Annotated in this window: 27 protein-coding genes and 1 riboswitch; of the genes, 4 read left to right on the forward strand and 23 right to left on the reverse strand. The window is 40.9% G+C overall.

What is annotated here, in order from left to right; translation table 11 throughout:
• Positions 1-166 precede the first annotated feature (166 nt).
• Positions 167-1,747 (forward strand): phosphoglycerate dehydrogenase, encoded by a 1,581-nt coding sequence (gene serA, locus AM592_RS07440; RefSeq protein WP_053603205.1) that lies wholly within the window; start codon positions 167-169, stop codon positions 1,745-1,747.
• Positions 1,748-1,790: 43 nt separating this feature from the next.
• Here the strand turns inward: serA and AM592_RS07445 are convergent, their stop codons facing one another.
• The 15 genes from AM592_RS07445 to AM592_RS07515 all read right to left on the reverse strand — a co-directional run bounded on the left by AM592_RS07445 (position 1,791) and on the right by AM592_RS07515 (position 15,872).
• The gene (locus tag AM592_RS07445) at positions 1,791-2,636 is read right to left on the reverse strand and encodes a M23 family metallopeptidase (protein ID WP_082363843.1); all 846 of its coding nucleotides are present in this window, start codon (positions 2,634-2,636) and stop codon (positions 1,791-1,793) included.
• A gap of 123 nt (positions 2,637-2,759) precedes the next feature.
• Entirely contained in the window at positions 2,760-3,905 is a 1,146-nt protein-coding gene (locus tag AM592_RS07450; protein WP_053603206.1) for a hypothetical protein, read from the reverse strand.
• A complete protein-coding gene (gene sigX / locus AM592_RS07455; RefSeq protein ID WP_053603207.1) occupies positions 3,841-4,425 on the reverse strand; it encodes an RNA polymerase sigma factor SigX in 585 nt (194 codons plus the stop codon). Before sigX ends, AM592_RS07450 begins: the two co-directional genes overlap by 65 nt.
• Before the next feature lie 335 nt (positions 4,426-4,760).
• On the reverse strand, positions 4,761-6,521 hold the full coding sequence (locus AM592_RS07460) for an ATP-binding protein (protein WP_053603208.1): 1,761 nt from the start codon (positions 6,519-6,521) through the stop codon (positions 4,761-4,763).
• Positions 6,518-7,240, reverse strand: a complete 723-nt coding sequence (locus AM592_RS07465) for a response regulator transcription factor (RefSeq protein WP_053603209.1) — start codon at positions 7,238-7,240, stop codon at positions 6,518-6,520. Before AM592_RS07465 ends, AM592_RS07460 begins: the two co-directional genes overlap by 4 nt.
• A 77-nt stretch (positions 7,241-7,317) precedes the next feature.
• Positions 7,318-8,490, reverse strand: coding sequence for a c-type cytochrome biogenesis protein CcsB (gene ccsB / locus AM592_RS07470; RefSeq protein WP_053603210.1), 1,173 nt, complete (start codon positions 8,488-8,490; stop codon positions 7,318-7,320).
• Between the two features lie 12 nt (positions 8,491-8,502).
• The gene (resB, locus tag AM592_RS07475) at positions 8,503-10,137 is read right to left on the reverse strand and encodes a cytochrome c biogenesis protein ResB (RefSeq protein ID WP_053603211.1); all 1,635 of its coding nucleotides are present in this window, start codon (positions 10,135-10,137) and stop codon (positions 8,503-8,505) included.
• An 11-nt stretch (positions 10,138-10,148) separates the two neighbouring features.
• Complete coding sequence (gene resA, locus AM592_RS07480; protein WP_053603212.1) at positions 10,149-10,673, reverse strand: thiol-disulfide oxidoreductase ResA; 525 nt, start codon at positions 10,671-10,673, stop codon at positions 10,149-10,151.
• An 89-nt stretch (positions 10,674-10,762) separates the two neighbouring features.
• Positions 10,763-11,497, reverse strand: a complete 735-nt coding sequence (gene rluB, locus AM592_RS07485; RefSeq protein ID WP_053606024.1) for a 23S rRNA pseudouridine(2605) synthase RluB — start codon at positions 11,495-11,497, stop codon at positions 10,763-10,765.
• Positions 11,498-11,571: 74 nt separating this feature from the next.
• Complete coding sequence (locus tag AM592_RS07490) at positions 11,572-12,108, reverse strand: spore maturation protein (RefSeq protein ID WP_053603213.1); 537 nt, start codon at positions 12,106-12,108, stop codon at positions 11,572-11,574.
• Entirely contained in the window at positions 12,108-12,701 is a 594-nt protein-coding gene (locus AM592_RS07495; protein WP_053603214.1) for a nucleoside recognition domain-containing protein, read from the reverse strand. The genes AM592_RS07490 and AM592_RS07495 overlap by 1 nt, the downstream gene beginning before the upstream one ends.
• Complete coding sequence (locus AM592_RS07500; protein WP_053603215.1) at positions 12,689-13,840, reverse strand: D-alanyl-D-alanine carboxypeptidase family protein; 1,152 nt, start codon at positions 13,838-13,840, stop codon at positions 12,689-12,691. The genes AM592_RS07495 and AM592_RS07500 overlap by 13 nt, the downstream gene beginning before the upstream one ends.
• Positions 13,841-13,986: 146 nt before the next feature.
• A complete protein-coding gene (locus tag AM592_RS07505; protein ID WP_053603216.1) occupies positions 13,987-14,472 on the reverse strand; it encodes a DUF3907 family protein in 486 nt (161 codons plus the stop codon).
• 64 nt (positions 14,473-14,536) lie between these two features.
• Positions 14,537-15,130, reverse strand: a complete 594-nt coding sequence (gene scpB / locus AM592_RS07510) for an SMC-Scp complex subunit ScpB (protein WP_053603217.1) — start codon at positions 15,128-15,130, stop codon at positions 14,537-14,539.
• The gene (locus tag AM592_RS07515; protein ID WP_053603218.1) at positions 15,120-15,872 is read right to left on the reverse strand and encodes a segregation/condensation protein A; all 753 of its coding nucleotides are present in this window, start codon (positions 15,870-15,872) and stop codon (positions 15,120-15,122) included. Before AM592_RS07515 ends, scpB begins: the two co-directional genes overlap by 11 nt.
• A 218-nt stretch (positions 15,873-16,090) precedes the next feature.
• On the opposite strand from AM592_RS07515, the gene AM592_RS23205 reads away from it, so the two are divergent.
• Both AM592_RS23205 and AM592_RS07520 read left to right on the forward strand, forming a co-directional pair.
• Positions 16,091-16,186, forward strand: coding sequence for a YjcZ family sporulation protein (locus AM592_RS23205; protein ID WP_082363848.1), 96 nt, complete (start codon positions 16,091-16,093; stop codon positions 16,184-16,186).
• Positions 16,187-16,281: 95 nt separating this feature from the next.
• Positions 16,282-16,788, forward strand: a complete 507-nt coding sequence (locus tag AM592_RS07520; RefSeq protein ID WP_053603219.1) for a DUF309 domain-containing protein — start codon at positions 16,282-16,284, stop codon at positions 16,786-16,788.
• Between the two features lie 44 nt (positions 16,789-16,832).
• On the opposite strand, the gene AM592_RS07525 is transcribed toward AM592_RS07520, so the two are convergent.
• The 8 genes from AM592_RS07525 to AM592_RS07560 form a co-directional block, all read right to left on the reverse strand.
• On the reverse strand, positions 16,833-17,174 hold the full coding sequence (locus AM592_RS07525; protein WP_053603220.1) for a GNAT family N-acetyltransferase: 342 nt from the start codon (positions 17,172-17,174) through the stop codon (positions 16,833-16,835).
• A 104-nt stretch (positions 17,175-17,278) separates the two neighbouring features.
• The gene (gene ribH, locus AM592_RS07530; RefSeq protein WP_053603221.1) at positions 17,279-17,743 is read right to left on the reverse strand and encodes a 6,7-dimethyl-8-ribityllumazine synthase; all 465 of its coding nucleotides are present in this window, start codon (positions 17,741-17,743) and stop codon (positions 17,279-17,281) included.
• A gap of 23 nt (positions 17,744-17,766) precedes the next feature.
• Entirely contained in the window at positions 17,767-18,960 is a 1,194-nt protein-coding gene (locus AM592_RS07535) for a bifunctional 3,4-dihydroxy-2-butanone-4-phosphate synthase/GTP cyclohydrolase II (RefSeq protein ID WP_053603222.1), read from the reverse strand.
• Positions 18,961-18,980: 20 nt separating this feature from the next.
• The gene (locus tag AM592_RS07540) at positions 18,981-19,628 is read right to left on the reverse strand and encodes a riboflavin synthase (protein ID WP_053603223.1); all 648 of its coding nucleotides are present in this window, start codon (positions 19,626-19,628) and stop codon (positions 18,981-18,983) included.
• 23 nt (positions 19,629-19,651) lie between these two features.
• The gene (gene ribD, locus AM592_RS07545) at positions 19,652-20,752 is read right to left on the reverse strand and encodes a bifunctional diaminohydroxyphosphoribosylaminopyrimidine deaminase/5-amino-6-(5-phosphoribosylamino)uracil reductase RibD (protein WP_053603224.1); all 1,101 of its coding nucleotides are present in this window, start codon (positions 20,750-20,752) and stop codon (positions 19,652-19,654) included.
• Positions 20,753-20,880: 128 nt separating this feature from the next.
• A riboswitch (FMN riboswitch) is annotated at positions 20,881-21,024 on the reverse strand.
• Positions 21,025-21,091: 67 nt separating this feature from the next.
• Positions 21,092-21,433: a hypothetical protein gene (locus tag AM592_RS07550; RefSeq protein WP_053603225.1), complete on the reverse strand. Its 342-nt coding sequence runs from the start codon at positions 21,431-21,433 to the stop codon at positions 21,092-21,094.
• Positions 21,434-21,702: 269 nt separating this feature from the next.
• The gene (locus AM592_RS07555) at positions 21,703-23,781 is read right to left on the reverse strand and encodes a HelD family protein (RefSeq protein WP_225970340.1); all 2,079 of its coding nucleotides are present in this window, start codon (positions 23,779-23,781) and stop codon (positions 21,703-21,705) included.
• A 329-nt stretch (positions 23,782-24,110) separates the two neighbouring features.
• Complete coding sequence (locus AM592_RS07560; protein WP_053603226.1) at positions 24,111-24,545, reverse strand: peptidylprolyl isomerase; 435 nt, start codon at positions 24,543-24,545, stop codon at positions 24,111-24,113.
• 236 nt (positions 24,546-24,781) lie between these two features.
• Between AM592_RS07560 and AM592_RS07565 the strand changes: the two genes are divergently transcribed.
• Positions 24,782-25,711, forward strand: coding sequence for a DUF1002 domain-containing protein (locus AM592_RS07565; RefSeq protein ID WP_053603227.1), 930 nt, complete (start codon positions 24,782-24,784; stop codon positions 25,709-25,711).
• The last annotated feature ends 40 nt before the right edge of the window (positions 25,712-25,751 follow it).

Genomic DNA, 25,751 nt, shown 5'->3' on the forward strand with positions numbered 1-25,751 from the left:
AATAAAAATGATTCTGGCATTAGGAATACGTTACGAATATTTTCTTAGTTAATAAAGTCGCCCAAGAGGTTTAACGCTTTACTGCTTTACCTAAGCATTGACACTTTGAGTGTTTCTGTGATAAATTATCAATATTTATGAAGTATAATTAGGAGGAAATCTTACAATGTTTCGAGTGCTGGTCTCTGATAAAATGAGCAACGACGGGTTAAAACCCTTATTGAATTCTGAATTAATTGAAATCGTACAGAAAAACGTATCAGAAGTCGAAGATGAATTACATACATTTCATGGGCTTTTGGTAAGAAGTGCAACCAAGGTAACTGAAGATCTCTTTCAAAAGATGACTTCATTAAAAATTGTGGCACGCGCCGGGGTCGGTGTCGACAACATTGACATAGACGAAGCGACAAAGCACGGCGTAATCGTCATTAACGCTCCTAACGGCAATACCATTTCAACTGCAGAGCATACCTTTGCAATGTTTGCTTCTTTAATGAGACATATCCCCCAAGCAAATATTTCTGTGAAATCAAAAGAATGGAACCGGACAGCGTTTGTCGGTGCTGAACTTTATGGGAAGACATTAGGAATCGTCGGAATGGGAAGAATCGGAAGCGAGATCGCTTATCGGGCGAAAGCATTCGGAATGACGGTACATGTTTTCGACCCATTCCTTACCCAAGACCGCGCAGAAAAGCTAGGAGTGACTTCAAGTACATTTGATGAACTGCTGTCTGCTGCCGACATTATTACCGTCCATACCCCTTTAACAAAGGATACGAAAGGGCTTTTAAACAGAGAAACGATTGCAAAAACGAAAAAAGGCGTTCGCCTGATAAACTGTGCCCGAGGCGGGATCATTGATGAAGAGGCTCTTTATGAAGCATTGGAAAGCGGACAAGTTGCAGGTGCTGCATTAGATGTTTTTGAGGTAGAGCCTCCAGTGGACAATAAACTAGTGGATCACCCAAATGTTGTTGCTACTCCTCATCTTGGAGCATCTACAAAAGAGGCACAGTTAAATGTAGCTGCGCAGGTATCTGAAGAGGTTCTGCAATACGCTAAAGGCCAGCCAGTTCATTCGGCTATCAATTTGCCTGCCATGAGCAAAGATGCGTTCACCAAAATCCAACCGTATCATCAACTGGCTTCAAGAATCGGAAATCTTGTCTCTCAATGTATGCGGGAACCAGTTAAAGATGTTGCGATCGAATATGAAGGGTCTATTGAAGATTTAGAAACTTCCTTTATTACAAAAAGCCTTTTAGCCAGCTTTATCAGCCAACGCGTTGATTCCACTGTGAATGAAGTTAATGTTGGTATGATCGCCAGAGAACGAGGAATCAGCTTTAGCGAAAAGTTTTCAACTGCCGACAGCGGTTACGAAAACACTATTTCTGTAAAAGTAACAGGAGATTACTCTACATTTACTCTAATGGCTACACACATTCCTCACATTGGAGGACGAATCGTTTCTATAAATGGATTTACGATAGATTTCTATCCATCTGGCCACCTCATTTATATTCATCATCGTGATATGCCGGGAATTATCGGCAATGTTGGACAGATTTTGGGAGAACATGGAGTCAACATCGCTACGATGCAGGTAGGACGAAAAGAAAAAGGCGGAGAAGCAATCATGATGCTCTCGTTTGATCGCCAATTAGAAGAAGAAATTGTCGAAAAGCTGAAAAGCATATCTGACATAGTGTCTGTTCGTTCAATCGATTTGCCTAATTAATGATTCAATTTATGAGATCCTCAGCTATATGCTGAGGATCTTTTTAAATCGGATCAGTGATGACATATAGTTTTTGATTCATATGTATCACCGTAGTTTTAAGATTGTTCATGCGCTGCAATTTTTGAACGGACATTCCGTTTTTATTCGCTACGCTAAATAACGTATCTCCTTTTTTCACCACATACATTCTCGTTGACTCGCCATGTGCCGATAGAAAAAGCTTATCACCGGGAGCGATCGCTGCAGATTTAAGCTCATTTATTTTCATTAACTCAACAACTGTTGAATGATGTTCTTTTGCAATTGACCAAAGGGTATCCCCTTTTTTCACCGTTACGTCCATCAATTTCTTATTGTTCACACTTGTTTTTGCTTGTACAGGTACAGTTTGCTCTTGAAATTGGTCTTTTTTGATCATATGTAATGGATCAACCGCAAATCGTTTGTCCGGCGTCCAGTTTCCCCGATGCACTTCAAAATGAAGGTGTGTGCCTGTCGAGATACCCGTATTTCCGATAATCCCAATGACTTCGCCCCTTTTTACCTTTTCACCTTCACGATACATGCGTTTGCTTAAATGAGCATAAACGGTTTCATAGCCGTCTTCATGCGCCAAAAAAATCACATGTCCGTATGATGAAGAGTAATATGACTTTTCTACAACCCCATCATCTACGGCACGAATTTCTTCACCTTCTGAAGCAGCGATATCAATTCCCTTATGCTTACCTTCTCTTGTCCCAAATAAATCTGTGAGCTCTCCTTTTACCGGCTGTATCCAATCCTTCCCTTTTGATTCCTCAGCTATTGCAAAAGGCGTGCGCACAACTAAACAAAGCAGAAGAATTCCAGAGATGAGAAGACTTACAGCATGACAAAATTTCAAAAAGATTCCCTCCTAATATACTCATGACAGCTTAGTATTGGGAAAATATACTTTTTTTATACATGTATTCTTTCGTTCAACGTTATTAGAGAAAAATAAAAAAGACCCTAAAAAGGGCCTTCATCAATTTATTTTAATCGGATTCGGGGCAGCTGGAACATCTATTGGCTTTGTTACATCATATGACCCGATCCTTGTTTTCGATAAATTTGTGAAAAGAACCTGTTGATAGCCGAACTCCTTCGCTGTCAGCATTATCCCCTCAAGCATCGCCAGCTCATCTGCAGGTTGTATCTGTTCTTTTGTATCAGAAAAATTTACGATAAGTTCATGTCCTTCGCTTTGAACAGATTCAATGGACAAGCCGTCCGGCATAAGCGGCTTGATTTGTTCGGCTCCGAAGGCAATTTTCATTGAATCAAATGCTTCCTCGACTGTATTAAAAGACTGCTCAGTAGGCATGAGATATCTTTCGCCTGAATCGGTTTCATACTTAAGATAAGCATTTTTTTCTTGTATTTTTTCGATTTCTTCCATTCCTCCAAGCAAGTCGCCTGCTACACTTGCATTGCCTTTAATTTGAACTCTATCATACGGGCTCCATTTCATTGTTTCTTTTAGGAGCTTTTCAAACCATTGAGATTCAGCGGAAGATGAAAGATCATCATTTTTAGATAAGAAAACTGTAACCTCTTTATTGCCGCTATCCTCTTCAATCTTCATATTATCGTAAAAAGGAGGTTTAAATAAGCCAAGATCTTTCAGCTTTAGTTTGTCATATTTCTTTATAATATCATTTATGTTTTCCGTTTCGGTCGATTTTTCGATACTTACTGGAATAACGGACGCCATAGCAGCATCCGTAAATGCAACCGTGAAATAACGCTTTGCATCCCTTGCAGGAACGATCAGTGATTTTTCATTTGTCTCTTCAGAAGACTGCTCTAGCCCAGCATCCTTTTCAATCTCTTTTTGAAAAGTTACAGCTGAATCATCAGTAGATGCTTCCTCTTTCATTTGCAAATTGCTCTCAGATGATTCGGAAGCGTTTTGATTCCCTTTAAAAAATACAGGAGCAATAAGGAAAGCGAGAAAGAGAACAGCAAATGACGCTAGAACAGGCCACACCCAATGTTTATTCTTCTTTTTCTCTTGCTTAGCCATGAGAAGCTGCTTATATACCTGTTGAGCTGAACGTTGGTCCTTAACTGTTGGAAGTTGATTTAGTAATACCTTTATCCGTTCTTCGTTCCACTCGTTCTTCTTCAAATCCCTGTTCCTCCTTCAAAAGCTCCAGATGTTTGCGAAGTGATTTTAAACCTCTATGCTGTGTTGTTTTTACTTTGCTTTCAGAGAACGTCAACGCCTCAGCCGTTTCGGATATCGAAAACCCATGGATAAATCTGAGAATAATAACCGATCTTTGGTCGATCGTACATTCATCTAATGCATTGTAAATTTCCTGCAAATTTTCATTTTGCTCAACCAATTCATCTGGAAGCTGCTGCGAGTCTTTGATTTCCTGCTTATCCCAATCGAAAGTCCCGAGCATTCGCTGCCTTAATGTTTGCTGCTTTCTAAACCAATCAATGGCGACGTGCCTTGCAATCGATAGCAGCCAGGTTTTTTCACTGCTCCTGCCTTCAAAGTTTTTATAGGATTTAAGCACTCTTATGTATACTTCTTGAACTAGATCCTCAGCTTGAGATTTATCTTTCACCATATAGAATAAAAATTGGAATATATCGTTGTGGTAGTTTTCATATATTCTTTGAAAGGTTTCTTCCAAAGGAAAAACCTCCGTTCACATTATTGTCGTATGCAACTAAAAAAAGTTACATTACAACTATATTACGCGAGTGAAAGAATTGAAAGGAAAAATCCCTTAATTTTATCTTAATATTCCAATTCCCTCCCAGGTAAAACGGTCTATGTTTCGCATGAAACAAGATTGTTCGTCAAAACTAGACAAATGAAATATCCGTGAAGCATTTTCCTTCACGGATCATCATTTGTTCTTTTCAAAACCGTAAATGCGGAAGGATAAGGTGAGGCCAATCCTAGCTTTTACAGGCAGTAGTTCTACCAATTAGACTTCTTTATTGGCCTAAATCCCACTGCCCGTTAATGCGGTATGAATAAAGTGAATTGCGTTCCTTCATTTAGCTTGCTGTGAACATGAATCGTCCCATTATGGGCATTCACGATATTTTTTACGATCGCAAGACCTAAGCCTGTTCCTGCTTCCCCTCTTGTTCTGGCTTTATCCGCTTTATAAAAGCGTTCAAAAATGTACGGTAAATCGTCTTCTGAAATTCCTAATCCTGTATCGGATATTTCAATTTTCAGGCCTTCATTCAAAGTTCGGACATTCACCGACACGCATCCGCCCTTTTCTGTATGGCGAATGGCATTATCGATTAAATTCGTCAGCACCTGTTCGATTTTATCCGGATCCATTTGGAATAACCCTTGTGATAACTCCAGATTACTAGTCAAGGAAATGTCTTTCTCCTTTGCGATCCCCTGGAACTTGCGAAGAACTTTCACAAAGAACTCTTTTAGTTCAACAGATTCATATGAAAGTGCAATATGACCGGCTTCCATTCTTGCCAGATCAAGCAAATCGTTCACGAGCCGGCCCATGCGGAGCGATTCCTCATGAATCACCTTGGCGATTTCTTTTTTCTCGTTTTCTGAGCTAGCAATATCGTCAACAATCGCTTCACTATAGCCTTGAAGCATAGAGATCGGCGTTCGCAATTCATGGCTGACATTCGCAATAAAATCTTTTCTGAGCTTTTCCAACGTTCTCTCTTCTGTCATATCGCGCAATACGGCTACAGCGCCTCTCACATCCGTCTGGTTATACAGCGGGCTCATCAGTAATACCCAGCTTCTGTTCTGGAGCGTTATTTCGACTACTTGCTCTTTTTCCGTACTGACCGCTCTCTGAAACACTTCATTTGCTTCGGGAGGCAGCTCTTCGCCTTCCTTTACGTCCATATTTCTCTCGTAATACCACGACTGCAAAAAACGTTCAGCAGGTGGGTTAGTCATTAAGATCGTTCCGTCAATATTAATTGTAATGACGCCATCGGCCATACTGCTTAATATGTTGGATAAGTGCTCTTTCTCCTGATTCAATGCCGTAATATGAAATTTCAATTGCCTTCCCATTTGGTTAAAGGCAACAGCAAGCTCGCCAATTTCATCATTTGTCAGCTTCGGAATCTTCGTATGGAATTTTCCCTTAGCGAGTTCCTGGGCGCTTTCTTTCATTTTTCTAAGTGGATAGGTGACACGGCTCGATAAAAAGAAGGCAAACACGGTTGTAAGAATAATGGCAATTCCTGCGGCCAAAACAATATATCGTGTCGTATGTGCCGTCGTATCTTTCACCGCAAGAAGAGATTGGGATAAGAAAACCATCCCTTGCTGGCTGCCGGAATCATACGGAACACCTACAATCAGCCGTTCATCCTTATCTCCGCTTTCATGGTCCTTTCGTTTGCTCACTCTTTTGTGACTGGCAAGCGCCTGCTTAAGCTCGGGATCACCGTTTATTTCCTGTAATGTAATAGAGCTCGGAAGGTCTTTTTTTCCGGGAGAATACCAATATTCTTTTTCATTTTCCACAATGGCAATGCTTGTCAGCTCGTCTGCTAATTCCCAAGCAATCGATCTTGCTTGGCTCTGGTCCTCATGATTTCCAAGGATAACCGCCACTTTGTTTGCAAGCTGTGTTAATTCATTTTCTGCCTCTTCAACATGATAGTTTTCGATAAATTCAAGCAGCAGGATAGTCAAAATGAATAATACGAAGGAGACGAGGAGAAGAATGGTAATCCAAAGCTTTCCGACAACACTCTTCCAAAATTTCATTCAGCCCCGACCTCAAATTTATACCCCACTCCCCAAACGGTCACAATCTTTTTGGCTGCTTCCGGAGAAACCTTGCTCAGTTTTTCGCGAAGTCGCTTAACGTGTGTGTCGACTGTCCGTAAATCACCAAAAAAATCATACTGCCAAACTTCTTTGAGAAGCTTTTCTCTATCAAATACCTTATCCGGTGATTTAGCTAAAAAATAGAGAAGCTCGTATTCCTTCGGAGTCAGGCTGACATCAGTTCCATCAGCAGTGACTCTGTGCGCATCATGGTCAATCGACAAATGGGGAAAGACAAGAACATCCTTGGCTGTCGTTTCCGTGGTTAAATAAGAAGTTCTTGAAGATCTTCTTAGCAATGCCTTTACTCTCAATACAACTTCTCTCGGGCTAAAAGGCTTGACAATATAGTCATCGGTTCCGACTTCAAATCCTTGAACTCGATTTGCTTCCTCCCCTTTTGCCGTCAGCATAATAATCGGGGTCGCTTTCTTATCCCGGATAACCCTGCAGACTTCTATGCCATCTGTACCTGGCATCATTAGATCAAGCAATATCAGGTCGTAGTCTGTTGACAACCCTTTTTCTATTGCTTCATCACCGTTTTCAGCCTCTTCGATTTGATAGTCTTCTCTTTCTAAATACATTTTGAGAAGGCGGCGTATTCTAGCCTCATCATCGACAACGAGTATTTTTATTTCTTCTGCTTGTTCCATATGGCCGGACCTCCAGTTTCATTTACATACGTTTAGATTATCATAAAGTTCTTTTTCGATAAAAAAAGCGGCTTTTATTACGCATAGGAATGCAGCCCGGCAATGACAAGATTGACAAAAATTAAGTTAAACATAATAATTGCAAAGCCCACAACCCCGAGCCATGCTGACTTTTCGCCATGCCAGCCCCTTGATAATCGAAGGTGAAGATAGGCAGCATAAAATAAAAAAGTAATCAGGGCCCATACCTCCTTCGGATCCCAGCCCCAAAACCGCGACCACGCGAGCTGCGCCCAAATCATTGCAAAAATCAGTGCGCCCAACGTAAAGACCGGAAACCCGATTGAGACGGCTCGATATCCGATTTCATCCATGACATCCAAGTTAACCCGATTGACAAATTTCTTTAAAAACGCGCTGATACGCATTCTTATGATCACTCGAATAACCCCATATAATACAAGCCCTAGACAAAAGGACCAAATAACGGTATTTAGTTTTCTCCCGGAAAAAAGCGGCGGCACATCGACGAGAGGCTCCATTTTCCCTTCTGTTAATAACTTTCCTTCATTCGGACCGACGATCGCAGGAAGCTCATAAACCATGTTCGCCTGTTTCCCGTTTTGATCTATCCAGTTAAACTCCGCCCGGTAATCCATGATCCGGAAGGCAGAGGTGACAGCAATATATGCAAGGGTTACGACGACAAAAAACATTATCAGTTCCAGAAAAAATGTTTTCCTGTTCGAAACAGTTTGATCCGTTGAACGAAGCAAATAAATAACGCCGCTAATAAAGCTGATCGTCAGAATTCCTTGTCCGAGAGCTGCTGTTGTCACATGAATGTAGAGCCAGTTGCTTTGCAAGGAAGGGATCAGCGGAGAGACTTCACTTGGAAACATGCTCCCGTATGCAATTAACAAGAGTGATAAGGGTAATGTAAATAAACCGAGAATATACGATTGATAAATAAAATAAATAATGATAAATGCCAAAACAATCATCATTCCGAACGCAGTCGTAAATTCAAACATGTTGCTTATCGGAGCATGCCCCGAGACAATCCAGCGGGTAATAAAATAGCTAATATGGCAAAGCAAGCCTATAATCGCAAGTGCTATCGCGACAGTACCCCACCATGTTTTCTTATTGGTTTTAGCTGATTGGCTGCGAATCGTTCCTCCAAAAAAAACGGTTCCTGCTAAATATAAAAGAAATGCTGCAAATAGAAAATTACCGCTTGAAATCATCAAATCCCTCCTCTATACAATTTTAGCAGCTTTTTTTTGCAAGTGTGATTGATCTTCAGGAGGGGCTAATTCACCGTCAATCAATTGACTGATCTCCTTTTGAAGCCCATGCCAGTTCTTGTTTGTATGTCCTGCAAGCAAAATCCCGCTCTCAGAAGACCTTATCCAAATTCGCCTATGCTGCCAGTACATGCCTTGTACTACTCCAATCATGAAGATGATGCCTCCAACCGCCAAAACAGGAAGCGTTAAATCCTTTCGAACCGTTAGACCAGATACGTTTTTTGTTTCCACTCCGTCAAACTTCATTTGAAACTCATTTTCTCCTGAGGGTTCGATCGTTTCCTGAATCGCCACAAAGCTCTTCTCGCCATCCGGATGATCCGGCGTAATCATTGTAAAGACAAAGGCCGGATTGTTTGGAACCCTCGATTTTGTATCGGGCTCACCGGAGCTATTGAAATAAAAGTCAGGCAAATAGCTTGATAGCTTCACTTTGTAACCGTTACCAAGATCGTAGTTTGCTTCAGGATTTACGAGATCGACCTTGATCCTGCCAAAGGATTTGCCGTTCGATTTTTGAATGAGCTGAAACGCCATTTGATTTAGTTCACTTTCTTTAAAATCGACTTGATATAAAGCAAAAGAATCAAATTTCAACGGTTCATTTACCTTAATTTCTTCGTCTTTAATCTTGGAAAGCTCGGGAGTTTTCCCGTGGACAATAGTGTCTTCCCGATTAAAAAGCTCCACGTTCGTTTGAAAATTCTTTGCGACACTTCCATCTCCGGCTGCATTAATCGCCTCAGAAAAAATCTCTTTTTCGTTTTGGCTGTTGTAGGTTTCACGAATAAACTGGTTATTTTTTAAGTAGTACTCGCCGTCTGTTCCGGGTATGGGAAGTGTTTCTCCTTCTCTTATCCAAAGAACCTCATCCACGTATATTCCCGGAACAAATCTCAGCATCGCTCCAACCAAAAAAATAATAAGCCCAATGTGATTCACATAAGGCCCCCACCTCGAGAATCTTCCTTTTTCGGCAAACAAATTGCCGTTTTCTTCTCTTACTCTATATCTCTTCTTTTTCATAAGCTGATATAGTTTTTGGCTTAAGTCAGCTGAAAGCTCTTTATCCGTCCGGCTGAAAATCCTCTGTCTCTCCATAAAATTTTCATTCCGCACCGTTCTTTGCTTCTTTAATGCCCGATAAAGAGGAATCACGCGGTCAAGACTGCAAATTACAAGAGAAATCCCAATGGAAGCAATGAGCAGCAAGTACCACCATGAACCATAAAGGTTATGGAACCCTAAAAAATAATAGATGTCTCCAAATAGCCCATATTGCTCTTTATAATATGTATTTGCTTGTGCATTTCTAGGCAAGAACGTTTCCTGTGGAAGAAAGGATCCTATCGCTGAAGCAACAAGGGTAATTACAATCAACCAAACTCCAACCTTTACCGAGGAGAAAAAATTCCATACCTTATCAATGCTCGTTTTTTTGTAAACCTGAGAGCGCCTTGCACTTCCATCGTAGCGCATGTCTAAAAGCTTTTTTCCGTCATCAATTAATGGCTTCCCGCAAGCCTCGCAAAGTACCGTACCAAAAGGGTTAACATGTCCGCATTCACATTTCACTTCATTCATGAGCAAGCTCCTTAATCCGGCTTAATCATATTCATATAATCATAGATCATCCGCTCTGTCATTGATCCAGTGACAACCTTTACCACCTTGCCTTCAGGACTGATCAAAAACGTTGTCGGCAAAGGATTTACATCATAAGCCTCAAGTACCTGTCTGTCTTTATCGATTACAACTGGAAAATTCACTTCATAGCTTTCACGAAAGTTATTGACCGCCAGATTCGATTCCCCTACGTTGACTGCAACCACTTCTACTCCTTGATCCTTAAATTCCCGATACTGATTTGCCATATACGGGAACTCCTTTTTGCAGGGCTCACACCACGTTCCCCAGAAGTTTAAAAAGACTCCCTTCCCTTTTAAATCGTCTAGCTCTATTTCATTTCCGTCCATCGTTTGCAAGGCAAAATTGGGAGCTTTTGATCCTTCCGAAATCTTTTCTTCAGAGGCAAATACAGCATTATAAAGCGTGTATGCAAGCGTTCCCATTAACACAAGGAGAATGCCTGTCCGAATAACTAATCGTTTTCGTCCCATTATCCGTCACTCCCATCCAACGCATATCAGCTAAATTATAGCATTTTATTAAGAATAGCGGTTTTTTCTTTTTTGAAGGTTGTGTGACATCAGAAAGTGGTTTTTCCGTGCGCTGCCATGGCCCGAAGCCTCTTTACCTCATGTGGGGTTAGCTCTCTTGCATCCCCAGTACGCAATCCGTGTAAATTTAAAAATCCGTATTCTTCCCTTTTTAATTTCAAAACTTCATGGCCAATGGCTTCTAGCATTCTGCGTACCTGCCTGTTGCGCCCCTCGTGAATCGTCAGCTGAATTATGCTCGTTTGCTTTCGTTTATCCAGCGACAGCATTTTCACTTTTGCCGGAGCGGTTTTTCCGTCCTCAAGCTGAATGCCTCTTTCCAGCTTTTTCAGCGTCTCCTTCGGCGGAATTCCTTTTACTTTTGCTACATATACTTTGTCCACTTCGTATCTTGGATGCATCAAAAGATTAGCAAATTCCCCGTCATTGGTTAACAGAAGCAGACCGCTTGTGTCATAGTCCAGCCTGCCAATCGGATAGATCCTTTGCTGAACTTCTTCGAAAAAATCGGTAACTACCTTCCGTCCTTTGTCATCCTCAGAAGCAGAGATCACTCCTCTTGGTTTATATAGCAAAAAATAAACGGGTTCTTCTCTTTCAATTTTTACCCCATTTACTTCAATTCTGTCGGTACCGGTAACCTTAACACCAAGTTCATTGATCGTCTTGCCGTTAACCGTCACCTTACCTTCTTTGATTAATTCTTCTGCTTTTCGTCTCGATGCAATTCCGGCATGAGCGATTACCTTTTGCAATCTTTCCATTTTGCTCACCTCAGGGTCTATCATACGTTTTTCTATCAAAACAAACAAGTCTGGCAAGAACAAAAAGCACCTGTCTAGGCGCTCCCGAATAATATCATGACAATTACAATCGAGGCAATAATTCCTATTAAGTCCGCAAGAAGCCCCACCTTTAAGGCGTCTCCCATTTTCTGAATGCCGACAGCGCCGAAATAAACCGTCAATATATACAGAGTCGTATCTGTTGAGCCTTGCATAACAGAAGCGAGCCTTCCAATGTAAGAATCAGGCCCGTAAGTCGCGATCAAGTCCGTTGTCATGCCAAGTGCCGCTGATCCTGAAATCGGCCGGATAAAAGCGAGAGGAACAATTTCAGTCGGCACTCCAAGGCTTGCAAAAAATGGCGCCGCTAGATTCATTAGAAATTCCATTGCCCCTGATGCCCGAAAGACAGTCACGGCGACGAGCATGCCCACCAAATACGGAATGATCGAAAACGCAATTTCAATGCCTTCCTTTCCCCCGTCAACAAATGCTTCATACGTCGGGACTTTTTTATACGTGCCGTAGAGTAATATACCTGCAATCAGGATTGGGATAATAGCCAGCGACAGCAAATTGATAAAATCCATCAAAGCCCGTCCTTTCTTTTTCTCCGATGGTAAAAATACCTGTCAATTAAAATGGCACCGATTCCCGAAATCAATGTTGCAGCGATGGTAGGTCCGACTATATCAGTGGGGGCTTTCGCATCATAGCTCATACGGACAGCAATGACAGTAGTGGGAACCAATGTAATGCAAGATGTGTTTACGGCCAGAAAGGTAATCATCGACCTGCTTGCTTCATTTTTATTGCCATTCAGCTTTTTCATTTGTTCCATAGCCTTTATGCCTAAAGGAGTTGCCGCATTTCCAAGCCCAAAAAAGTTTGCCATCAAATTGGACAGGATATATCCCATCGCCGGATGGTCACTCGGAATATCTGGAAATAATCTTGAAATAAACGGCCGGAGCATCCGGCTAAAAAAAGCGAGCAAGCCTGACTGCTCAGCAATTTTCATAAGTCCCAGCCAAAATACAAGCACACTCATAAGACCAATTGAAATCGTAATCGCTTCTTTTGCCCCATTAAAAATCGCTTCGTTCACTTCATTCATCGTTCCATTAAAAAATGCAAAAACCAGTCCGACAACGGTAAGAAAAACCCATATTATATTGACCATTTTGCACCGCCAGTCAGCTGCATAAATACAGATTGAAAAGAATCGAAGAAGCTCACTTTCGGCGGGGTGTTTCGGTCATTCGGATAATAGACAGGGACTTCAGCTATCGTTTTTCCGTCAAGCTGGACCCTCATTTGTCCGACGATTTCCGGAATTTTCTCTTGGTTTTTCTCCCACGATTTATTTGGCTTTAGCAAGCTCGTTTTGATCACAACATTCTTCTTTTCCTCCTCGGTCATTAAATAAGAGATATCCCTATTAATAAATATTTTGTTTTGATAGATTTTCTTATCTACGCCTTTAATATAGCCTTTTTTCATAATTGAATAGGTCTTGTAAGTCGAAAAAGCCTTGTTAAACATAGAGATGTGGTCATTCCAATCATCAGGTGCGTCAATTGTTACCGCGATGAGGCTTGACTTATCTTTCTCGGCGGTTGAAACGAGTGTTCGTTTTGCCAGCTTTGTATAGCCTGTTTTACCGCCCGTACTGTATTCATAGAGGCCGGTCAGCAATTTGTTCTTGTTTTTCCAATACCCTTCCATTGTTTTTGCACGATAATTTTTGGTCCCGGCAACTTTTTTATAAGTTGCATTCTGCAATGCATATTTTGTCAAAACAGCCATATCGTACGCTGTTGAAAAATGATTTTCATGGTCGTCAAGGCCGTGGGGATTTTGAAAGAGTGTATTCTTCATACCTATTTGCTCTGCTTTTTGATTCATCATATAAATGAATCCGTCCAAGCTTCCCCCCACATGCTCCGCGATAGCAACGGCCGAGTCATTTCCTGAGCGAAGCATCAGTCCGTAAACTAGATCCTCAAGCTTTATCTCTTGTCCTTTCTCTAAATAAATCCTCGAGCCTTCAGCTCTTGCCGCAAGATCGCTTACCTTAACGGTCTCATTGAGCTTGCCTGACTCAATCGCAAGTATAGCAGTCATAATTTTGGTAATGCTTGCGATCCTTCTTTTTTCATGCTCGTCCTTCGCAAATAAGACCCTTCCGGAATTGGCATCTATAAGTATCGCGCTTTTGGCGCTAATTTCAAGGGAAGCCTTTGCTTTATTAGCTAGAATAAGCGGGAGAATAATAACTGAAACAAGCAGGAGCATCATGCATTTTTGATATAGGCGCACTCTCTTCACGTCCTTGTAGTCATTTGTACAAGTCTATGCGTATGATCACTAGATATGAATAATGCCTCAAAAAAGATCTGAACACGAAAAAAGGCTCGAGAGGAAATTCGTTCCCCACAAGCCGGAATATATTATACTATCTTTTTTTAAGACGATTGCACGTTCGATTCATAGCATTGCAGATTCTCCCTTATTGGAAGAAATTCATTTTCAAGATCTTCCATCACTGTTTTTAGCGAATCGGCAACCTCTTGATAGAAATGCACTGACGTATCTCCTGTATATGCCGCTCGGCTGTCTTCATACCATGCTTCTTTTTTCGGAGAAAAAAAATTTTCAATGCATTTGTAATAGATTCGCTTTAAAGTCATTTCTGCTGCCTCTTCGGGAAAAGCAGCAGATCTCAGCAGCCTTCTGCAGGCTTCATTTCCTTCCGCACAATAGACTTCGATTTTCCGCAGGTCACTGAGAAGATCAGAGCAATACTCGTAATTCATTTCACCTTTTTCGTTTTTCACACATATGGAATCAATGGTGATATGATTTAAAAAATGGCTGAGAGCCTTTGATACCCGAGATAATGATTCACTAGTAAATTCAAGCTTAGCTCTGAGCGTTGCATACGAATTCAATATCAATATCCTTCCTTTCGCCTTCTGGATATTGGCTTTTTATATCCCCGTTCTCCATGTACATTTATTTCAAGTCTGAAAAGGCTTCGTTAAAGTTTTCATAGAATAAATCCGCTTCCTTCTGTATTGAGCTGTCATCGACGTGATCGGAAAGCGGAGGAAGCTCATCGATGGATTTCAAGCCAAACTGCTCCAAAAATACAGAGGTTGTACCATATAATATGGCACGTCCTGGACCATCGGCACGGCCAACTTCACATAAAAGAGCTTTATTGACAAGGCTGTACAGTACGCGTTCAGATTTCACCCCGCGAATTTCCTCTATTTCAGCTCTGGTAATCGGCTGTTTATAAGATACGATCGCCAATACCTCTAAAGAAGCTTGGGAAAGTCCTTTTGCCGGGACTTCAACCAAGCGTTTTAAATAGGGTGCAAATTCTTTTTTTGTCGACAGCATATAAATATCGCCGTATTCAACAAGTTCAAGACCTCTGTCTTCCTGTTGATAGTATTCTTTCATGTCGGCCATTATGCTTTCAAGTTGGGGTTGATCGATCTCAAGCACCTTAGCCAATTGCTGGCTGTTAAGCCCCTCATCTCCTGCAGCGTAAAGCAGTGCTTCTATGATGGCTTTCCAATTAACGATTTCAAGTGTCATAAATGGTATCACTCCCTGTTATAAAAATATCTGAAAAATTATGCTTTTGTTCAATTCGAATCTGTTGATTTTTCATCAATTCTAAAACAGCCAAAAAAGTGACGACCATATGATCCTTTTGTTCGTGAGGAAAGAGCTCTTCGAATTTGATTCGTTTCTTTGAAACTTTCAAAAAATCCATGATTTGGTTCATACGATCCTCTATAGGAATCTCTTGTCGCGAAATCGTTGTTTCTTCAGGCTTATTTAGCTTTTTTCGATTCATCATTTTTTGAAAAGCACCAAGCATGTCATAAACAGATACGGATAATTTCTCATTTTTCATTTCTGCTTCCTTGGCATATTCACTTAGATCACTCGGAGGCTTTGAAAATGCGTTTTGACGATCTTCTTCGCGCTCTTTTAACGATTTCGCAGCGTTTTTATATTTTTTATACTCAATCAGCTTTTCGATTAATTCTTCTCGCGGATCTTCTTCTTCAGAAAATTCATCGTCAAACAGCTCTTCTTCTTGCTTTGGCAAGAGCATTTTGCTTTTTATGCTTAAAAGGGTAGCTGCCATCACCAGATATTCGCTGGCGATGTCGAGTTCAAGCACTTGCATGGCATGGACATATAACAAATACTGCTCGGTAATTTCCGCAACGGGAATATCGTATATTTCAATTTCTAAATTATTGATTAAATGGAGCAAAAGATCCAAAGGTCCTTCAAATGCATCAATTTTCACGTGGTATTCCATTTTTTTAGCCTCACCATTTCAAAAAACATTACAGCCATTTCATCGGCTAACCTTTAGTATAATTCACCTACTTAGCCTCGTCCAATATTTCTTGAAAGGACATCGTACGTTCGATATTTTGAATTGCCTAAAAAATGGGGAATCGCCCATACCCATTTGGTCAAACACACATATGATACCAGTGTAAATGCAAAAACTGATGAAAAGGAGGCCATATCATGGGAGATAAAGGCTTTAATTACGGTGGCGGATTTTCATTAATCGTAGTGTTGTTTATTCTGCTAATTATTGTTGGCGCTGCTTGGCTGTACTAAATTTATCCCGAGCGTTCAATCCAGAACGCTCCTTGCTTCTTTCTTCCTTTTTGCTGCTTATGTTACACTTGGAATGAAAGGGGAGTAAGTAAAGATTGTACCCAGACGCTTATATTGATTATCTTTATGAATTTCATGTCACAAGAGATTATTTTGAATGCCATGAAATTCTTGAAGAATATTGGAAAGAAGACCCGCCAGAAACTCGAAAGATCTATTGGGTCGGTTTTATTCAAATGGCAGTTGCCTTTTATCATTATCGAAGAAAAAATTTCACCGGCGCCAAAAAGTTAATAGACAAAACCATTGCTGTTTTTGAAATAGAAAAAAATGCTATTTACGCGCTAGGAATCGATTGCGAGGAGCTCCTTAAGCAACTGTGTGCAGTTTCAAAGAAAATAGTTGCAAATGTCCCTTATCAAAGTATCAGCCTGCCATTCTCTGACCCTCAAATCACCAGTCTCTACCTGAGCAGAGGAGACGGCAAAAATCATGATGCGGTGACTAGTTATTTGATTCACAAGCATTTCATGAGAGATCGCTCTGACGTCATTAATGAACGAATGCTGCAGCTGGAAAAACGAAAAAAAAGCAGGGGCTGATGCGAAGCCTCTGCTTTTTTATTATGATATAAAATTTTTGATATTTATTGACAATGATTAAAAAACCCTTTTGTTAATTCATTGGGAGTCAGCGTATTCACTTGGAATTGCTGCTGGATGGCTTCGACCATTTGCTTTCCTATACCTTGATACCGGTAGGAAGGATTGACACTGATGTGCTGGATAATAATTTCTTCATCTTTTTTTTCTATGCCGATCGCACCGACGATGTCTTCTCCTTCTTTCCATAAGAAAAGCTGATGGTCAGGATTCTCTTCGTAATTACGAATCGTTTGCTGCAGCTGTTTAATATCTTTTTCATTTGGCATGAATGACAACAGCCCCATCGCAATTTTAGAAAAAGATTTTTTATATCGAATTAACATAAAAACCCCTCTATATAACCAGATTGTCTTATGAAGCAAAGCTCTGAAGGCTTCATAACACATTATATACATATTCAAAACGTTTTTAAACTGTTTTAGGGGAATTAATCGAAAACACGGATCAAATTAGCCATTTCAACTGCAGAAATTGCTGCTTCAGCACCTTTATTGCCGGCTTTTGTCCCAGCCCTTTCAATTGCCTGCTCAATCGTTTCAACTGTCAGGACGCCGAATATAACAGGTATACCTGTATCTAAAGAACTTTTAGAAATTCCTTTTGCAGCTTCATTGCATACATAATCATAATGCGAGGTGGAGCCGCGAATGACTGTCCCAAGCGTGATTACAGCATCATACTTATCTGATTCTGCCATTTTTTTCGCGATCATTGGAATTTCAAAAGCGCCCGGCACCCATGCAACATCAATATCTTCTTTTTTTACACCGTGCCTAAGGAGCGTATCTTCAGCACCGCTTAATAATTTGCTGGTAATAAACTCGTTAAACCTTGCGACAACAATACCGATTTTTAAATCTGTGCCGATTAATTGACCTTGTAATGTATTCATGTTAGTTCCTCATTTCCTTTCAATTAAAAATGAAGCAAGTGCCCCATTTTTTCTACTTTTGTTTTTAGGTACGCTTCGTTATCTGACGTGCTTTTAATTTCGATCGGAACCCTCTTCTCAACAGTAATTCCGTGTTCGGTTAAGCTCTTCACTTTGTCCGGGTTATTCGTTAAGAGATTTATACGAGCCAATCCAAGATCTTTTAATACTTGAGCTCCCAACCCGTAATTTCTTTGATCAGGAAGAAATCCAAGCTCTTCATTCGCCTGAACAGTATCCAAGCCCATTTCCTGAAGCTTATAGGCTCTCATCTTATTCAAAAGACCTATGCCTCTTCCTTCCTGTCTCAAGTATAGTAGGACTCCGCTTCCTGCTTTTTGTATTTCTCTAAGCGCCGCATGAAGCTGGGGGCCGCAATCGCATCGTCCCGATAAAAATACATCACCAGTCAGGCATTCGGAATGAACACGAACTAATGGCGCCTGTTCATTTGCAGGGTCTCCAGCCACTAAAGCGATGATTTCTTTATCATCCAGAGCATTTGAATAGCCGAACGCTTTAAATGAGCCAAAATCAGTCGGCAGGTTGATCTCAACTTCCCTCGTAACAAGCTTTTCCTTTTCATAACGATAGGCAATAAAGTCCTTAATTGAGATCATTTTCAAGCCGAATTTTTTTGCAATCTCTGTCAGCTCGGGAACACGCGCCATCGTGCCGTCATCGTTCATAATCTCACAAATAACGGCGGCAGGCTGTGACCCGCAGGATTTTGCCAAATCGACAGCAGCTTCCGTATGACCGGGTCTCTCTAGTACGCCATTTTCTTTTGCAATCAGTGGAAACACGTGGCCAGGCCGGTTATAGTCTTCCGCTTTTGTACCCTCTTGAATCAATGATTGGATCGTTAATGAACGTTCATGTGCACTAATTCCTGTATGGGTATTGCGGTGGTCAATGCTGACTGTAAATGCTGTTTGGAGAGAGTCTTTGTTTTCACGTGTCATCGGATCGAGCTTCAGCTTTTCTGCGATCTGAGCGCTGACCGGAGCACAAATCAACCCTCTTCCATGGACAGCCATAAAATTTATGACCTCAGGAGTCGCAAACTCTGCGAGAGCGATAAAATCTCCTTCGTTTTCTCTATTCTCATCGTCTGTTACAATAATGATTTCGCCTTGTTTTAAGGAGGCGATAGCTTCTTCTACTGTATGAAACATCTTAACAATCCTCCCTGTCTTTAAAACCCGTATTTCCTCAGTGCTTCTTCAGTTAATGAAAATTGTCCTCTTGAATCGCTTTTTCCATGAACAAATTTGTACACATATTTCCCGATGATGTCGCATTCCAGATTCACATAATCACCCGTACTCACATTTTTTAGAGACGTATGATCCATCGTGTGCGGAATGATGCTCACTGTAACAGTTGTTTCAGAAAGCTCAAATATAGTCAAACTGATACCGTTTATTGCAATTGATCCTTTGACTATCAGACTTTGTGAAGCCTCTTTTGGTATTTCCAAGCGAATTAAAACCGATCCGTCTCTCGGTTCCGTGGCGATCACCCTGCCAATGCCATCAACGTGTCCGGATACCAAATGGCCGCCAAATCGTCCATCCGCAGGCATCGCTCTCTCAAGATTGACGAGAGAACCGTTTTTCAAAAATCCGAGTGCCGTAGACTCCATCGTCGCCTCCATAACATGCGCTGAAAAGCTGTGTCTGTCAAATTCGGTAACTGTTAAGCATACTCCGTCCACTGCGATGCTGTCGCCGAGCTGCACACCCTCTATTACCTTCTTGCATTCAATGGTTATTGTTTTCACTTTTTTTGATCCTGTGAATCGAATCACTTTCCCAACGTCTTCTACGAGTCCAGTAAACATACGCACCAGCCTTTTATTCAATTTTAGCCATTTGGGAAGTTCTCAACTGACGGCGCAGCGATTAATTTGAAATCCCTGCCTATTTTTGAAATGGAATGAATAGTTAATAAGGGGACGTCTTTCATAGATTGAAATCCAACATCAGAGAATAAACCGGGAGAGGATTTTCCTCCGATTAATTTAGGGGCGTAATAAATGATGAGCTGCTGATAAAGCTGATCTTTCAGAAAGCTGCTGTGGACTTTCGAGCCGCCTTCCACAAACACTGAGTAAATTCCTTCACTTGCCAGCGTTCTCAATACTTCGCGAACCGAAGGCTGTTGTGATGATGACTGAAATACTCGGATTCCTTCACTCTTCAAAAAATTTACCTTTTCAGCATTGGCTTGGTTTGTGGTAAAAATCCAAGTTTCGGCTTCACGATCATTAAGAACCTTTGAATGTATGGGAATCTTTAACGAACTGTCCAGCACAACTCTTACGGGCTGCTTTTGTACATTCGGCAGGCGCGCAGTTAAGCTCGGATCATCCTGAATGACCGTGTTCACTCCTACCAGAATGGATTGATGACTGCTTCTGTATAGGTGTACATCCTTCCGTGCTTCTTCACCTGTGATCCACTTACTTTCTCCGGATTCAACCGCTGTTTTACCATCTAAACTAACCGCTGATTTCAGAGTGACAAAAGGCAAGCCCGTTCGCAAGGAATGAAACAGCATCGTGTTTAATTTGTCGCATTCTTCTTTTAGAATCCCTTCTGTCACGGCAATCCCGGCGTCTTGCAGCCTTTTTATACCCTTTCCATTCACAATCGGGTTGGGATCCTTGGAACCAATTACGACTTGCTTGACCCTTGAGCTAATGATCAACTCGGTGCATGGCGGAGTTTTCCCATGATGATTGCATGGTTCAAGCGTCACATACAATGTAGAACCTTCTGCAGCAGATCCCGCCATCGTAAGGGCGTTTACCTCGGCATGCGGTTCGCCATACATGAGATGAGCGCCTAATCCAACCACTTGGTTATTTTTCACAACAACGGCTCCGACCAAAGGGTTTTTTCCAGTTTGTCCTTCGGCGGTTTTTGCTAAATCAATGGCTGTTTGCATAAATTGCTTATCCATCTTTATCCCCCTTTCTTTTGCAAATGGAAACGCAAAAAAAACCTCGAAACGCAAAAATCCCGGGGTTTTGTAAAATTAGAATGCAGAAATAAGCCATACTTTTTTCAAATTTAAAAAAGCATGGTACTTTCATCCTTCTCCCATCCAGACTTTCACTGTCGGCTCCAGCTTTTCACTGAATCAACCGTTAGCAGATGCTAACGGGTCACGGGCTCTAAAGCAATAGCTTTATTACCGTCGGTCGGGATTTTCACCCAGCCCCGAAGGATACATCATATGAATTTGTCCTTATTCGACATTCTACAGTCATTGCAGGAAAATTGCAACGAAACTGTTTAATTATTTATTTACTTTAACGATTTTGATCAATCCGTCTATCCGGTTTGACTTACTGAAATATGCTTTGACATGATCTCCTTTGGTTACAGAATCGTTTCCACTCAATTTTTCTTCGTTAAAAATAATTTTCGTTCCGTTTTTATCAACTCCATAATAGTCTGTTCCATCTTTTTTCGTAATTTCATATTCATAGATCGTATATTTTTCATCGTCTGATGACAGGGTTTGGCTCAATGCAGTCGGCACTTCCTCAATACCAATATCATTCACGTATAAATACACACTAAAAAGAATTCCGCACAAGAGAATAAGGACTGATAATTTCAAAACAATCTTGCCCATAATCAACACCTCCATCCTTAAACTTCTACTTTCATATAATTCCTTTATTCTAGCAAAATGAAACCAATCTTTTTATGTAATAGACGGAATTCGACGTTATTAGGTTTCTTTTTTAGTGCACGCTTTCACACTTCTAAATAAATGATACGCTAAAAAATTCGGATTATGGGATATACGCAGTTAAATAATCCAAATTGCCTAGATTACGTCCAACAAAGAATAAACCTGCTACAGGCAGCAGGCTCTGTCATTTGTTGTTCATATTAAGTTTACACCTTGTTAGCGATCAATAGTGACGGTCTTTCCTCATAAAACAAATGTAGATAGTGAAGAGCTCTCGTGCATCCCACATATAAGAGCTTTGTATGAAAGGAGTCTTTCGGATAGTGTTCTTGTGTTACCCCTGCAAGTAGGACCGCGTCAAATTCCAGGCCCTTTGACAAATAAATTGGTAAAACAGAGATTCCCCCTTGATATGAACGATCTTTCGCACGGATAAATGTCGCCTCAATCCCATTTTTCGTTAAGTTTTCATAGATTTTTTCACACTGTTCCTCTGTACGGCCAATAATCGACATCGTTTGCACCTGGTTTTCAGCCATCTCCTGAGTCCACTTTACGATTTCTTTGTGCTGCTCTAGAGCCTCCGTCTTTTGGGTTCTAACCTGCTCTCCGCTTCGGAACACAGGCAAGGCTACTGCCGGCCTTGGCTCTAGATGCATGAGAATGCTATTGGCAAATTCGATAATTTCCATTGTAGACCGATAGCTTTTTTCGATTTGAAAAAGAGCAGTATTATCTTCTCCTAGCACTTCTTTAAAACGCTGCCACTCTTCAATTCCTTGATTGCCGTAGATTCCTTGTGCCAAATCTCCTAATATTGTAAATGAATGTTTTCTCGTTCGAGCTTTTATAACAGCCAATTGGAACGGAGAAAAATCCTGAGCTTCATCAATAACGACGTGATCGAACCTTCCTTCCTTATCTATGCCGTTTAGATAATGTGTTATATATAGTAAAGGTGCCAAGTCCTCTTGTTCAACCTGACCCTTTTGAAGCTTGTGAAAAGAGGATTCTTCATGCCGGAATTGCTTTTTCAACACACGCCCGTAGAGACTTCGCGCGCTTGCTTTTGGCCAATCGTTCATAAACGAACGCAAACGCTGCATTGCCTTCTTTTTCACCTCTTGTCTTTCTCGCCCTCCAAACATTTTCAGCTCAATTTCGATCCAACGCTTCAGCCTTGCCTGCATTCGCGAACGCTTGATTGCGAGAGGAGAATGCTTGCCGTCAGTTTTCAACCACTCTATCAGCTTTTCCTTTTCGTATACGGCTCCTTCCCATGGAGAAAAATCTTTTTTCGGAAGACAGGAGGCTTCAAATTCTTTCAGCATTTCATCAATCTGATCCCGAAATGCCAATGAGCCCTTAAATCCGGCGATTTGATCCAACTTTCTAACGTTCTCGGATTTCTCTTCAAATCGTTTTTTCAGGGATTCTTGCTGATCTGTTAATGTTATCCTTTCTCCAATACTTATGATCGCCCAATCAGAAAAAGTCGTTTGTTTGATATGACCAACTCCCAATTCTGGAAGAACGTGAGAAATATAGTCAAGAAACATCGAGTTTGGTGCAAAAATAATCATTCGCTCCGGCTGCATTTGCTCACGATATTCATAAAGCAGGTAAGCAAGCCGATGAAGAGCAACTGTTGTTTTTCCGCTCCCCGCCACACCTTGAATAATCAAAGCTTTGTCGTTTGGATGGCGGATGATGGCATTTTGCTCTGCTTGAATCGTCGAAACAATATCTTTTAGCTTGTTATCCTTTTGTTCGCCGAGCTTGTACAAGAGAAATTCATCACCGCCATTCAATTCTTCCCCTTTGACATAGCTATCAACAACTCGGATCAGATTTTTTTGACGAATGACAATATTCCTTTTTAAATGAATCGTTCCATCCACTATTCCGTCTGGCGATTGGTAAAACACGTAATCTTCGCTGCCGGAAAACGCGTAAAAGAGGGTTGATACCGGCGCCCTCCAATCGATCACAAGCAATTTCCCTGTTTTTTCCTCTTGAACCCCGACTTTGCCAATATACGTTTCAACAGCTCCCTTGCTCCCGTCTTCCTGAAAATCGAGTCGCCCAAAATACGGTTCTTCCAATGATTTTTTTAGCTGCTCACGCTGACGTTCTCGATTGTCCTCTAGAACCTGCTCTGTAAAGTCATTTCCATAATATCGGGGAATGTTTTCGAGCCTTTCATAGTACTCTTGAATTTTCGCCAGTTTTTCTGACAACTTTTTCTCCTCTTCTTTGTATAGGTCTATTTTTTCTTCTGACAATTCAATAACCTCCTTAAATAGCAGTTTTTTCAAATGCAACTCCTATTTTGCAGGTATTTCCCAAAAAAATATAGACTTTTTCTTTTTCATTTGGTAAGCTTTATATTATACAAGTGCCAAAAAATATTTTACATAATATGGAATATTAATCACCAACAAATGTTGGTGATTTTTTAGTTTCGCGAAAAGCACCAAAAAAGACTGCCGATGATTCTCTGACAGTCTCTAGGGCAAATATGATCGTTTTTTTAAAACCAAGACTAGCGAGCGCTAGTCTTGGTTTGACTTTCTAAGAATAAAAACAGATGGTTCAGTTACAATAAAACGGACTAGCCTTCTAAAACTCTTACTTCTTTCATTACATCACCGTTTTTCATGCTTGTCGCATGTTCAAGCCCGCTGGTAACTTGTCCAAAAACGGTATGAACGCCATTTAGATGGGGTTGTGATTCATGCACGATGAAAAACTGGGAACTTCCTGTGTCTTTACCTGCGTGAGCCATAGATAATGAACCTGGAATATGAGTTCTTGGATTGTTTTCCGTTTCACATTTAATCGTGTATCCAGCTCCGCCTGTTCCGTTACCGTTAGGGTCTCCACCTTGGCTTACGAAACCTGGGATCACACGGTGAAATGTCAGACCGTCATAAAATTTGGAATTCGCTAGTTTTTCAAAGTTTGCAACAGTGTTTGGAGCATCGTTATTATATAATTCAAATTCAATTTTATTTCCATTTTCCAATAAAAAGTAGCCTGTTTTCATTTAATTATATCTCTCCTATGTAAATTTTTTATTTTACGGCTGATTTCATAACATTCAGGGCTATTATAACACACTTGCCAAAAGTCTACACAAGCGGAAGACGAAAATGAAACCTCGTTTCCCGTTTTACCGTCTATAAGGTGGAATCTATTTTTTCAGATGATCGATTCCATTGAAAAGCGGCAAGTCAAAGGGAAGCAGAAGCTGCTTTTATTTCACCCTAGGAGGTCAACGTAATGAAAAAGAGGATGGCCGGAATCATATTGGCTGTATTATTGATTGGTGTTCCACAAATCAGCATGGCTGATGCTGCTGTAGGCGATTTTACAGTCACTCTCGGCGAGGATTTAACAAAGGAGCAGCAGCAGACGATTTTAAACGAAATGAATGCACCTGAAAATGCAACCATTATTAAAGTATCCAATGAAGAAGAGCATAAATACCTCGGAGATTATATTTCAAAAGGGCAAATTGGGACAAGAGCACTTTCATCATCTTCTATTACAATCGAAAAGAGCGGATCTGGACTTGAAGTTAAAACGAAAAACATCAGCACGATAACGGATGAAATGTATTTAAACGCCCTTATGACAGCTGGCGTAAAGGATGCAACCGTTTATGTCACCGCGCCGTTTGAGGTGTCTGGAACAGCGGCTTTAACCGGATTAATAAAAGCCTATGAGCTTTCATCAGACAAAGCCATTCCAGAGGATGTAAAAAAGGTGGCCAATGAAGAGCTTGTAACGACATCAGAACTGGGTAAAAGCATTGGGGAGGAAAACGCTTCTGCTCTCATGGCAAAAATAAAAGAAGAGGTCGCGAAAAACGGGGTCCCCGAAAACGAGCAAGAGCTGCGCGATATCGTGAATCGCTCTGCGAATGAATTAGGAGTTACAATTACCGAAGAGCAAATGAATTCTCTCATTTCCCTATTCAACAACATGAAAAATGTCAACATTGATTGGAATCAAGTAGGAGATCAGCTTAACCAAGCGAAAGACAAAATTTCAAAATTTCTTGATTCAGAGGAAGGCCAAGGCATCCTTCAAAGTATAAAAGACTTTTTTGTTGCATTATGGAACGCTATCGTCTCCATTTTTACCGGTGGCGGGAGCGAAAATAATGCAGACGGTGCTCCAGCTGTCAGATATCATAAGAATGCATAGAAATAAGCTGCTGACTTTTGTCAGCAGCTTTTCTTATTCT

Source organism: Bacillus gobiensis (assembly GCF_001278705.1).
Classification (GTDB): Bacteria; Bacillota; Bacilli; order Bacillales; family Bacillaceae; genus Bacillus; species Bacillus gobiensis.